This window comes from Psychrobacter muriicola 2pS (genome assembly GCF_904846535.1).
GTDB lineage: Bacteria > Pseudomonadota > Gammaproteobacteria > Pseudomonadales > Moraxellaceae > Psychrobacter > Psychrobacter aquimaris.
In genome coordinates this window covers 26,449-38,624 of record NZ_CAJHBC010000003.1, presented here as the reverse complement: position 1 = coordinate 38,624, position 12,176 = coordinate 26,449, and the positions used below count along the sequence as shown (strand labels likewise).

General features: G+C 42.4%; 9 protein-coding genes and 1 other RNA gene. 5 read left to right on the top strand and 5 right to left on the bottom strand.

Translation table 11 applies throughout. The annotated features are described in order from the left end of the window. Positions 1 to 18 precede the first annotated feature (18 nt). From JMX93_RS04935 to JMX93_RS04920, 4 genes are all read right to left on the bottom strand, one after another. Complete coding sequence (locus JMX93_RS04935; RefSeq protein WP_193013267.1) at positions 19 to 750, bottom strand: Smr/MutS family protein; 732 nt, start codon at positions 748 to 750, stop codon at positions 19 to 21. Between the two features lie 220 nt (positions 751 to 970). After that, positions 971 to 1,849: an indole-3-glycerol phosphate synthase TrpC gene (trpC, locus tag JMX93_RS04930; protein WP_499204038.1), complete on the bottom strand. Its 879-nt coding sequence runs from the start codon at positions 1,847 to 1,849 to the stop codon at positions 971 to 973. A gap of 70 nt (positions 1,850 to 1,919) precedes the next feature. After that, positions 1,920 to 3,041 (bottom strand): anthranilate phosphoribosyltransferase, encoded by a 1,122-nt coding sequence (gene trpD / locus JMX93_RS04925; protein ID WP_499204037.1) that lies wholly within the window; start codon positions 3,039 to 3,041, stop codon positions 1,920 to 1,922. Positions 3,042 to 3,144: 103 nt separating this feature from the next. Then, entirely contained in the window at positions 3,145 to 3,768 is a 624-nt protein-coding gene (locus tag JMX93_RS04920) for an anthranilate synthase component II (protein ID WP_499204036.1), read from the bottom strand. A 712-nt stretch (positions 3,769 to 4,480) separates the two neighbouring features. On the opposite strand from JMX93_RS04920, the gene glnA reads away from it, so the two are divergent. Both glnA and JMX93_RS04910 read left to right on the top strand, forming a co-directional pair. Further along, positions 4,481 to 5,890: a type I glutamate--ammonia ligase gene (gene glnA / locus JMX93_RS04915; RefSeq protein ID WP_193013263.1), complete on the top strand. Its 1,410-nt coding sequence runs from the start codon at positions 4,481 to 4,483 to the stop codon at positions 5,888 to 5,890. A 198-nt stretch (positions 5,891 to 6,088) separates the two neighbouring features. After that, positions 6,089 to 6,871 (top strand): DUF4124 domain-containing protein, encoded by a 783-nt coding sequence (locus tag JMX93_RS04910; protein ID WP_499204035.1) that lies wholly within the window; start codon positions 6,089 to 6,091, stop codon positions 6,869 to 6,871. 199 nt (positions 6,872 to 7,070) lie between these two features. Here JMX93_RS04910 and JMX93_RS04905 read toward each other — a convergent pair whose 3' ends face one another. Further along, positions 7,071 to 7,724 (bottom strand): SIMPL domain-containing protein, encoded by a 654-nt coding sequence (locus JMX93_RS04905; RefSeq protein WP_404816557.1) that lies wholly within the window; start codon positions 7,722 to 7,724, stop codon positions 7,071 to 7,073. A gap of 329 nt (positions 7,725 to 8,053) precedes the next feature. On the opposite strand from JMX93_RS04905, the gene ffs reads away from it, so the two are divergent. From ffs to JMX93_RS04890, 3 genes are all read left to right on the top strand, one after another. Beyond that, positions 8,054 to 8,150, top strand: an RNA gene (gene ffs, locus JMX93_RS04900) — signal recognition particle sRNA small type. Positions 8,151 to 8,346: 196 nt separating this feature from the next. Next, positions 8,347 to 8,943, top strand: coding sequence for a LemA family protein (locus tag JMX93_RS04895; protein WP_193011389.1), 597 nt, complete (start codon positions 8,347 to 8,349; stop codon positions 8,941 to 8,943). A gap of 58 nt (positions 8,944 to 9,001) precedes the next feature. Then, positions 9,002 to 12,112, top strand: a complete 3,111-nt coding sequence (locus JMX93_RS04890) for a M48 family metalloprotease (protein ID WP_499204034.1) — start codon at positions 9,002 to 9,004, stop codon at positions 12,110 to 12,112. Positions 12,113 to 12,176: the final 64 nt, after the last annotated feature.

Below are 12,176 nucleotides of genomic sequence, written 5' to 3'. Positions count from 1 at the left end.
TGAATCTAACACTAAAAACTATTCACCATCAGCTTTAGGTTTTTTGAGCAGTACCAATACCGCACCATTACCACCATCTTTTGGCGGTGCAGAGCAAAATGCCAATACTTCTGGTAATTGACGTAGCCAGCCATTGACGCACGTTTTTAAAATGGCTTCACTGCCTTTACCATGAACGATTTTTACCATGGTCTCGTTTTTCTGCTTTGCTTGGCTTAGGAGTTGAGTCATTGCCACGCGCGCTTCTTCGATGGTGCAACCATGAATATCTACGGCGTCATACCAACGCAGCTTGCCTTTTTTAAGCTGATCAAAGATTTTATTCTGCAAAGTCGGCTGTTTGTAAGATAGATAGGCTTCAGCAGCGACAGGGTTGAGTAGTGCTTGCATATCTGATAAGCCTGCCCCCAAATCACTTGCTTCACTACCTTGCGCGGCAGCACGTTTAGACAAGGTAGTCGCATCAGGTTTACCCGCTTTGCTAGCATTGGCAGGTGAGCGCACGTTTTTGTCTTCAAGCTGATTGACACCATGCATTGCTTGCATAAACAGCACTTTGTCATCATCAATATGCTCGCTAGCCATTTGCTTGACAGTCTTGTTTACTTGCTTTTGCGTAGGTAATGATACGGGATCAGTGGGTTTTTGGTTTTCATCTTCAGGCGAATTGGTATCGCGACCTTTGCTAAGTTGGCCTTTTAGCTCTTTGAGCTGGTCTTGCATTTCTTTTGAAAATAGAGAGTTTGACATAAAAGTTAACGTATCGTTGGTTGATGAATGAATGAGCTAATATAGTCACTCCACTATAAAAGTGTTACAGCGTTAACCTCGCTTGAAGTATTAAATATACATCTACACTCGGTTGTCTTGCACCACTTTTAAATTGAACTAACTATAGTCTATATAATAGCCAGAAATTTACCGATATAAGCTATCTAGCCTTATCAGCGCTTGCACTATGCCAATTACTTTACCCGTCTGCTGCGACGCCCGCAAGTAAGGATTGTAACGCTTGACCAGGGTGGTCAGTCTTCATGAACTGTTCACCGATTAAAAAGTGCTGAATATCGTGCTTCAACATCAAACGAATATCAGCGCTATTATGAATGCCACTTTCGGTGACGATAAGCGGTTTAAGCGCGCTATCCACATCAGCAGCCAGTGCGTCGATTAAAATATTTTTTAGATCCAGCGTGGTTTGCAAGTCGACATCGAAAGTATTCAAATCACGATTATTAATACCGTAAATATTATGCGTTGAACGTGGTAGCTGGAGTGCCCGTTCAAGCTCGGCTTTGGTGTGTACTTCTATCAAAACGTCCATACCCAATTCGATACTTAGCGCATGTAGCTCTTGTACTTGGATGTCGTCAAGGCAAGCCATAATAAGTAATATGCAGTCAGCTCCCATCAGATAAGATTGATAGATCTGGTACACATCTATCATAAAATCTTTACGTAGTATCGGTAGGCTTGCAGCATTAGCTGCTTGAATAAGGTAGCTATCATCGCCTTGGAAATAATCGCGATCGGTCAATACAGACAGACAGCTGGCGCCCGCTTGCTCGTATTGCTTGGCAAATAGGGCAGGCGCGAAGTTGTGATTGATAACGCCCTTAGAAGGAGAGGCTTTTTTAATCTCAGCAATGATACCAATACCATGCTCTTTAGTGCTGGCCGCTCGCAGTGCCGCCGCAAAGCCACGACGTGGTTTGTTATCCGTCGCTACTTGCGCTTGTAAATCTTCAAGAGATAATACCTCGCGTGCGGCATTTACTTCTTCCACTTTAGTGGCGACAATGCGTTGCAATACGGAAGGAATATCTGTCTTAATTTCTGTATGAGTCATGCTGGTATCCGAATATCGTTAAATGTAAATAGACAAAATAGCTAGAGTGCACAGTAATGGTGCTTAGCCATTAAGCCTGCGTCGCCAGTTGCTGCGTGTATTTGGCGAGAGACTCGAGCTTGAGTAAAGCATCACCATTCTGAATGACTTTCTGTGCCCGACTCACACCATTAGGGTAATTGCTGGCAAGCCCTGCGGTATATATAGCCGCGCCGGCATTTAGTGCAATCATATCACGTGCTTTAAGGACAGCACGGTCTTGAGATTTTTCTCCTGATAGAGCCGCGCGAATCAGCTCAAGACTTTGCGCTGGAGAGTCTACATCGAGACCGATAAGGGTTTGTGACTCAATACCTGCATCTTCTGGCATCATTTCATAAACGGATATCTCACCGTCTTTTAATTCAGCGACAGTGGTTGAGGTGGCAAGACTGATTTCGTCCAAGCCGTCTTTTGCACCAACGACCATGACATGACGTGCACCCAAGTTTTTCATGACTTTAGCGATAGGCTCGCACAGCTGGGCGGTAAAGACACCAATCACCAGATTGGGTGTGCCAGCAGGGTTGGTTAATGGCCCTAAAATATTAAAGATGGTACGCGCTTTGAGCTCGCGGCGTACTGGGTTGGCATAACGCATCGCACTATGATGATTGGGTGCAAACAAAAAGCCAATGCCTTCATTTTCGATACATTCTTTGGCTTGCTCAGGGGTAAGCGCCAGACTGATGCCAGCTTGCTCAAGCAAATCTGAGCTACCAGATTTGGTGGAGACGCCGCGGTTACCATGTTTGGCTACTTGCGCACCAGCGGCAGCAGCAACCAACGCTGACGCAGTAGAAACATTAAATAGATTGGCACCATCACCGCCAGTTCCGACGATATCGACTAAGTAATCACAGTTGGCTGGCTCAATATTGGCTGCTAACGCACGCATTGCACTGGCAGAGGCAGTAATCTCATCGATGGACTCACCTTTCATGCGCAGACCAGTCAAAATAGCCCCCATCATGGCGTCGCTACATCTGCCTTGCATGATAATCAGCATCACCTGATACATCTCATCAAAGGTTAAATCAATGTGCTGAAAAATTCGCCCTAAGGCTGTCGTCAGTAGCTTATGTGTGCCTTCCTCAGACAGTTGGGCAATGTTATTTGGGGTAGGGCTTTCATTTATTTTTGTTGTACTCATTATAATCTCTCTTAATATTGTTATACGTTAATTCTAAATTATCAACAGAATGGACTTTATTTTAATTATTGAAGGATTTTTTAGGACACGCCTTAATAAACTGTTAGCCGACTTGTGGTAGTTGATCTGAGTTTAGTGCTGACAACTGATGCTTCTGCAAAAAGTTATTGAGCAGCTGATAACCTGCTTCGCTTAAAATAGACTCAGGATGAAATTGCACCCCTTCTATCGCAAACGTTTTATGACGGATACCCATGATCTCTTCAATACTGCCATCACTATTTTTTGTCCATGCGGTCAGCTCAAGACAGTCGGGCAGGCTGGTTTGATCAATGACAAGCGAATGATAGCGCGTGACTTGTACGGGATTAGGTAAGCCTGCAAAGACACCTTGGTCAGTATGATAAACGGCGGATAATCGGCCGTGCATGACTTCGCCAGCCTTAACGACTTGTCCACCAAATGCTTGTCCAATTGCCTGATGCCCTAGGCAAATACCTAGTATCGGTATCACACCCTTAAAGGTCTCGATAGCTTCTAAAGAGATACCAGCTCGATCAGGATCGCAGGGACCAGGGCCAATGACGATCGCATCTGGCGCAAGGGTTCTAATATTTTCAATAGTGGTTTGATCGTTACGCCAGACGGTGATGTCCTGCTGTAATTCACCGAAGTACTGTACAATATTGTATGTAAAGCTGTCGTAATTATCGATCATCAGAATCATTAGTTTTCTACTTAATTGAGTTCTACTTATGGAGATGGTTATATAGCGCCTTTATCTTACCACTATTTTGCAGTCTATCAAATGTAGGGTACAAGCGATCCAAATGAGCGGTTAATAAAAATAAATTTTACTTGTTAGATGGCATTCGTTAATATTTCAAATGCACTAAAAAAGTACATGATTTTTTATCTATATGTTTATTATGCACTGATTTAGTGCGTAAATGCGTTGTTAATGACTATGCATGAATAATATGTGTGACAACCATGATGGCAAGCCTACTGTTGTAATAGTGCCAAAGGTGCTATAAGTTGCTGTAAATATTATTAATAAATATTTTTCAGCTTCTGTGGTGTGATCGTTATAAAAAACTGGCATAGCCTTTGCACTGTTATTGTTATTGTTATGGTTATCTTTGGTGATAAAGTGGTTCAGTAATTATTATTAAGCAAGTGCCTGAAGAGTTCAGCACAATGAGTTATATGTTGTTAGAATAATATCGGAGCAAAACGCTGACGGGTCTTATCAATAACATAACTTAGATCGCTATCTTGACTAATAATATTGACAGTGCTGATAATAAGCATAATATTGAACAGGCTTTTTAGCTTTAAACGCAGCGCTTACTGTTTTCAAACCAAAGATTTTAAACCAGCAGATTGCACTCATAATTCAAATCGCAATAACCTAATCAACACAACGGAGACTATTTATGTCGAACAAACTACTAGATCTTATCCAATCCTCTAATGCTAAATGGGTTGATTTTCGCTTCACTGATACACGTGGTAAAGAGCAACATATCAGCTTCCCAGCGCACAGCATTGATGAAGAAGTAATGGAAGATGGCAAAATGTTTGATGGCTCATCTATTGCTGGTTGGAAAGGTATCGAAGCGTCAGATATGATCTTGCGTCCTGATCCAGAGACGGCTTTTCTTGACCCGTTCTTTGATTCACTTACCGTAGTCGTTACTTGCGATATTATAGAGCCATCAACGCTGCAAGGTTATGATCGTGACCCACGTTCTATTGCGCGCCGCGCCGAAGAGTACTTAAAGTCAACGGGCATTGGTGATACTGCTTATTTTGGTCCTGAGCCTGAGTTCTTTATATTTGATGATGTTAAATGGTCAATTGATATGTCTGGCGTTAGCCACAAGATCACAGCCGAAGAAGCGGCATGGTCGACCAATAATGACTATGAGTGGGGCAACATGGGGCATCGTCCACGTGTTAAAGGCGCTTATTTCCCAGTACCACCAATCGATAGCTCACAAGATATGCGCTCTGTGATGTGTGAGCGTCTAGAAGAAATCATCGGTGAAGGCTGTGTTGAAGTTCATCACCATGAAGTTGCGCCTTGCCAGTCAGAAATTGGTGTCGCTTTCAATACGCTAGTCAAAAAAGCAGATGAAGTACAACAGTTAAAGTATGTTGTGCATAATGTTGCGCATCAGTTTGGCAAAACTGCTACCTTTATGCCAAAACCAATCGTTGGTGACAATGGTTCAGGCATGCACGTGCATATGTCAATCTCTAAAGATGGTGTTAATACTTTCTCAGGTGATGAGTATGCTGGTTTGTCTGAAACGGCATTGTATTACATTGGTGGTATTATCAAGCATGCGCGTGCGTTGAATGCGATTACCAACCCATCGACTAATAGCTATAAGCGCCTAGTACCGCATTATGAAGCTCCTATCAAACTTGCGTACTCAGCGTCTAACCGCTCAGCGTCTATTCGTATTCCACATGTTAGTAGCCCAAAAGCGGTACGTGTTGAAGCACGTTTCCCTGATCCAGCGGCCAACCCATACTTAACGTTTGCTGCGTTGTTAATGGCGGGTCTTGATGGTATTCAGAATAAAATTCATCCAGGTGAAGCTGCTGACAAAAACTTGTATGACTTACCTCCAGAAGAAGAAGCACTCATCCCAACTGTTGCGGAGAGCTTAGACGTTGCACTACAAGCCTTGCGTGACGATCATGAGTTCTTGTTGAAAGGCGATGTATTTACCAAAGACATGTTAGAGGCGTTCATTACCTTGAAAGAAGAAGAAGTACAACGTGTCAATGTAACCGTACATCCAGTTGAGTTTGACTTATACTACAGCTGCTAATTTATAGCTAATACGCTCACAGCAAACTCAATTCATAAAACCAGTTAAGGAAATCTTAGCTGGTTTTTTTACGTCTCAATAATAATTTGCCAAATCAACGGATCTGTCTTCTTTGAAATTATTTCTGATTTAACGCCCAAAGTATCGCATAATAGATATTCATAATATTATATTAGGTATTCATTAGGTTGACTGACTATGACTTCATTATCAAAACCGATTTTTTCAAAAAGTAAATTAGGGTTAGCACTGATTGCTGCTACGATGATTAGTATGGCAAGTCTCTACACCCCTTCAGTGAATGCTGCGCCTATTTATAAAGTTATTGACGAAAAAACAGGTCAAGTCACCTTTACCGATCGCCCGCAAAATTATGAGCAGCAGGCAGGCAAAAAAATCAGCCAGACAGGTGTCATGACGAGAGAAAGTACCGTCAGCTCAAGCAACAGTGATAATGCGAGTAGTCCGCCTCCGCCTAGCAGTGTTAATACTACTACACAAAATACTGCTGCTAAAAATAGCCCTGCTGCCAAACCAGCAATCAACTACCAGCTTGCTATTACTGAACCCAGTGAAGAGCGCGCATATCGTCGTCCAGCACAAAATATCGCTGTGAATGTGCAAGTGAAACCGGATTTACAAGCAGGTGATAGTGTCAGTATTTATTTGGATGGTAATGAAATCGCGCAAGGTCTCAGCGCCTCTGTTGCAACGGTAGATATCTTGCCAGGGTCGCACAAGATAAAAGCTGTGTTAAAAAATGAGAAAGGGCAGATACTAAAACAGGTTGAGCGTACAGTCTATGTGATTCAAAATACGCAAACATTGCAAAATAATAAGAAAATCGCACAACAGCTTCTAGCCTATCAGAACCTACCTTGGTATCAAAAAGTGCTGTTAAAAATGCGCCAAAAAGACAGTAACCTACAAAAAGCACAGAGCAGTAAGCCTGTGACTAATGACGCTTTTACCAAAAAATAGCGTGGCTTAGTCATTATATTTAGTCACTAGATATAGTGTTATTTTTAAATGATTTGGTCTTTAGGCATTAAAAAGAGGGGCAGTCACTGTGATAAGTGACTGCCCCTCTTTTTGTTTAGCTATTCATTCTTCGGCGCTATTACAGTATAAGTTGATCAAACCATGTTTTAACCAACCTATACTGGCAAAATTAGCTCAATTATTTAGTCAATTCAATCGTACCATTAGCAGTCACTGAGATAGTGCTATTGCCAGATTCAAAACTTTGGCTAGGTACTGATTCATCTGCTGCACCTGCTTTCATACTCATGGCGCTAAACATCGGACGTGGGTAGTTGCTACCTGTATTTAGACTCACATTGACCACACGATAGCCACGAGCATCCCAAGCGCGTGTTAGGTTTTTAGCTTGTTGCTGAAAGGCACGAGAAGCATTGGTCATCAGCTTTTGCTCTAGTGCATCTTTCTTGGTATCTGAGACACCAAAGTTCAGATTGTCCATCACCAACGTTTCTTGTAGATCGGCGATGAGCTGGCTGGTTGCTGCAAAATCGGTACTCTTTAAATCGATGTTTGCTTGTCCTGTCCAGCCAATGATTTTGTCGTTTTTATCATAGCGAGGGTAGGTGCGTTGTTGTCCAGTGCTCACGGTAACAGTTGGATAGCGCTTAGCAATTTTCATGGCATTATTAATTGAGGTATTGAGCGTTGTCGCTAGAGTTTTAGAATCCGTTGCCTGTGCTTTTTTGTATAAACTGGCTCGTACTTCATCATTTTGGATTTCTTCTTTTACTTCTGTCTGAAAAGTAAGCTGGTCGTAGCCAGTGGGTTCTGCATGTGCACTGCCCATCATAGCTGTGAGTAGAAATGCAGTGCCAGTCGTTAGAGCCGCTTTATTAAGTAGAGTGGTTTTCACAATAATCTCCTAAGTGAGTTATATCAATGGTATTTAGATGAGCCATACAATAGGTAAGGCTCGCCTTTATATGAGAAGCTGTCCATTTTAGTTATTAGTTGATACCGAGTATGCTCAGCTTCATTGACTAAAATAGCAAAATTTAGCAGGGTTGCTGTGAGAATTTTGTCACCTAAGTTACAGAGTGTTTTTGCTATACAACAAAGAGTTTTGCGATAGGGGTTGTAATATTTTAAAATTCTTGTATAATTTGCAACTGGTGGCTCCATTGGTAGCCTCGCAACATTGTTCTATGAACCCCGCCAGGACCGGAAGGTAGCAACGGTAATAGTCACAATGTGTGCCGAGGATGTGCTGATGGAGTCGCTTTTTTTTGCCTAAAATTTGATGGCTGTTTTGATATTTAATCAGAAATGCTCGTTTGATATATTAAGCCCTTAATTATAAAGGGCTTTTTTTGGCCTTTATTTTGTCCGATTTTGACCTTTGGTTGATTAATATGAGTTAAAATACAATGTATTAACTTTTATTAACATTTTGGACACTTTAGGGTTTTCTTATGAAGATGTTTGTTTGGTTGTTCATTGCATTCGTGCTACTAGTGATTGTGTTTGGCGTATCTATATTTAATAAGTTGGTACGCGCTCGCAACCAAGCGAAAAATGGTTTTGCCCAAATCGATGTACAACTGAAGCGCCGTCATGATTTGATTCCAAATTTGGTCGAAACCGCTAAACGCTATCTAACGCATGAAGAAGAGACGCTGACCCGTGTGATTAGCGCGCGTAATCACGCCCAAAGCTTGCAAGATTCCAATATACATCAGCCAGACTCGCTTGAGCATATGGCTCTGTTTGCCAAAGCTGAGAGTATGCTGTCTAAAGCGTTAGGGCAGTTCTCAGCGGTTGTGGAGGCTTACCCTGAGCTAAAAGCGGACAGTATGATTAAAGAGTTGATGGATGAGTTGACCAATACTGAGAACCGCATTGGCTTTGCCCGTCAGCATTACAATGACAGCGTGATGTTTTACAACAATGACCGCGAGGTATTTCCCAATAATCTTATTAGTACGACTTTTGGCTTTCGCCCGTTAAGCCCGCTAGTGTTTGAAGACAGAAAGGTGATCGCTCAAGCACCTGTTGTCAATATGGGATGATATTTAATTATATTCATATGTTCAGATGCGTTTAGCTATTTTTAAGTCAGGCATATAGATGGATTTTTTTGGTGAACAGCGCACCCGTACTCAGCGAAGTCTGTTGCTCTATGGGCTATTTTTTCTCATTGTCTTTGCTCATCTGGCAGTAGCGCTGGGTATCATGGCGCTACTGCTGACGATATTTACTGGTGGCATTTATCATTGGGTATTAATACTGGTTGCTATCTGGACAATCGGCAGTTTTGTGATCGGTAGTTTTTTAGAGTACAGGCGTTTAGAAGCGGGTGGTCGCGCTATTGCTCAGCGTGTGGGCGCCATTCGGCTATTTATTGACCACAGCCAAGATGCGTGGGAGCATAGTCAAGGGGTTGCTCATCAGCATGAGCCTGTACCAAAGGTTCGGTTTAGCGCCCGTCATATCGCCGTGCGTGATGAGCGAGATTTTCCGCCTGTCTACCGTCGTTACTATGAGATTGCCCAGCAGCTATCCATTGCTTCAGGTTTACGTATGCCAATTCTCTATGTGCTACCTGATGAGCAAGGCATTAACGGCTTTGTCGCTGGTCGTCATAGTCAAGATATGGTGTTGGTCGTCACTCAAGGCGCACTTGATAAACTGTCTGATGAGGCGCTATACGGACTCATTGGCCATGAATATGGTCATATCTTGCATGGTGATGCGACATTCAATTTGCAGCTGATGGTGGTATTAGCAGGCTTACAAATATTGTATGACTGGAGTGATTCTATTAATAGTTTTGGCGCTGGTCATCAACTCAGTCATCAGAATAGCCATAACAATTATTTTGATAATGCAGTCAATCAACGCAATCTCTTGTCACAAAGAGCAGTCGATAGCCATGCGCGTAGCACTGAAGCTCAAACCGCCAATTTCACCACCCATAGTGAATGGGTAAGCTATTGGCATTCTCAAGCTTACAATCAGTTGCACAGCCCATCAAAAAGCCAGCTATCATCAGCACAAAGTCAGTCGCAGTGGCTGCAAAATACTGCTAAGCTTGATAGTCAGGCAGCGCGAAGTGTGTGGACACTCCTAGTGCATGGTTTAAGCTTCTCAAGTATGGCCAGTGCTCAGTTAATTAAGCACAGCTTTAATCGCCAGCGTGAATTGCTTGCCGATGCTACCAGCGTGCAGCTGACACGCTCACCTGCCATTATGGCAACACTGAAAGCCATTCATCAAGATTCGCTTGGTTCTCGCTTAACCAGTATCGCCGATGTCAATGGCCTTAGTCACTTCTTCTTTGCTAGTAGTGGTGCTGATTTAGGTGACGTCTCTTGGTTTGCCACCCATCCGAGCTTGGCTGAGCGAATGAGTGCCATCAATGCCAACGCTTATCATGATTTTGCTGTGCAAGTGGCTAAAGAAAAACGCATAAATCAACAAAAAATAAAAGAGATATATGAGCAGCGCCGATTAGGGGATTGGGGCACAATAAAGGCAAATAGCCTAAGCAAAAATAAACAAGAAAAAAACACCCAATCATTAATATTTGAAACTCAATCAACGTTAAATACAAATCAAAGCGATATTAATCAAAACAATCATTCAATTGATAAAAGCATTACTAGTAACTGCCATAATGTTATCGACAAAGAAGTCGCTGCTTTTCCTACTGATGAAAGAAAAAACGAATTGGACTCGGATAAGGGACTGGAGTTTGCTATCGAGCAAGATGTCGTGGTCGATGGACGTTTACAGGTTCAAGTACAAGATATCGGTATTCATCCGTTGCTCAAGCCATGGCAAGCAAAACCTGATAGCGATTTGCCATCGGATACATTGATTGGTATCGATGATATACAAAAAGTTTCACTGCCGCAGTATATACTCAATCACAGTTATCACCCGCTAGGGGCGCAAGCTCTGATTGAAGCAGTGCTGCTATGCCATCAAGGTCGCATATTATCAACGACTGAGAGTTATGACTTAACCGATATGTGGCTTGGACTTGCTAACTATAAAACGTCTGCGGCTGAAATCGATAATAATCCTAGAGCTAATATTAGCAGCAACATGCAAATTTTATCGCATACACTAGATCATAAATTATTGGAGGCAGTGGCACGTCTGGATCGGCGTTTAGACAGTGCATTGATTACGTTGGCGGTAAAGCAACTGAGTCAGCATGACCTATCAGAAAGCGCTATCAATGAATTACATTCAAAGTATGAAGCCAGTCATCGTAGTCAAGACCATCAACATTATGTGCAGCAAAAAAAGTGTCGCACAATGCTGATGCGCTATCAAAAAGGTAGCATTGAGCTATTTGAAAACTACCTGATGGCGGATTTAAGTCAGAATTTCGCTGATAACATAGCCAGCCATGATGGTTCTATCGATAAACCTATATCAGTATCAACGCACTCAGGAAATATCGACTCTCGGTTGCCATCGATTTTATCATTATGGCAAGCGCTACAGCTGCAGCAATTATTACCTATACTTTCTACTGTATTAAACGAAAAACAGGGGCACGTTCAGCCTCAGCTATTATGGCTATGGCAGCAAACATTACAAGCTGGTAGGGCTGATATTTATGCTCAGCTTGACCCTTCAGGACAGGTATTTGATGGTCTCGATGTTGCGAAGCAAACCATGCTTAGTTTATTGGCTTATCGCTTATCAAAAGATGTTAAGGGTCAGGTCGTATCAGCACTAGATAGCTCAGTACACATTTCAGCGCTCAGCTATAATAATGACAGTGTTGCTCACTATATCGTAGATTTGCGGCGTCATGCACGTTTGATCGATATTGACTTAGCGGCCGTTAGTGACGCGAATTTGCAATGGCTACTACTGACTGCGCAAAATATAAACAGTATCCAATTATTGGCAGTGATAGAAGCGGTGCCTATTTTTATAGCGCCTGCCAGTCAGTCTTCTGCATCAGAAGCTAAACGTAATGATAATTATAGACAGAGACAACAGGGCGGTGATCAAATAGATTATAATGCTCATAGACAGGACGGCAACGCAGATAACGAGGGCAATGACAGTCATTCTTATGATTATCATACTTACCGGCAATGGCTGAGTACATTGCATACGGTGATGTTACACGATACGATAGTCAGTCAAGATGAATATGACTGCTTATCCATGCTCGCCAATCATTGGTTAGGCGTTCGGCAGCTTTTTTGAGCAATGTCATTGATGGCATCTGAGTAAGTATTTCGCTATGAAGAAACTTTATATTGAAGGAAAT

Excerpts from the sequence above, each read along its gene's own strand:
- JMX93_RS04910 (WP_499204035.1), top strand. The coding sequence starts at position 6,089 with ATGACTTCATTATCAAAACCGATTTTTTCAAAAAGTAAATTAGGGTTA.
- glnA (WP_193013263.1), top strand. The coding sequence starts at position 4,481 with ATGTCGAACAAACTACTAGATCTTATCCAATCCTCTAATGCTAAATGG.
- JMX93_RS04935 (WP_193013267.1), bottom strand. The coding sequence starts at position 750 with ATGTCAAACTCTCTATTTTCAAAAGAAATGCAAGACCAGCTCAAAGAG.
- trpC (WP_499204038.1), bottom strand. The coding sequence starts at position 1,849 with ATGACTCATACAGAAATTAAGACAGATATTCCTTCCGTATTGCAACGC.
- JMX93_RS04920 (WP_499204036.1), bottom strand. The coding sequence starts at position 3,768 with ATGATTCTGATGATCGATAATTACGACAGCTTTACATACAATATTGTA.
- JMX93_RS04895 (WP_193011389.1), top strand. The coding sequence starts at position 8,347 with ATGAAGATGTTTGTTTGGTTGTTCATTGCATTCGTGCTACTAGTGATT.
- trpD (WP_499204037.1), bottom strand. The coding sequence starts at position 3,041 with ATGAGTACAACAAAAATAAATGAAAGCCCTACCCCAAATAACATTGCC.
- JMX93_RS04905 (WP_404816557.1), bottom strand. The coding sequence starts at position 7,724 with ATGATGGGCAGTGCACATGCAGAACCCACTGGCTACGACCAGCTTACT.
- JMX93_RS04890 (WP_499204034.1), top strand. The coding sequence starts at position 9,002 with ATGGATTTTTTTGGTGAACAGCGCACCCGTACTCAGCGAAGTCTGTTG.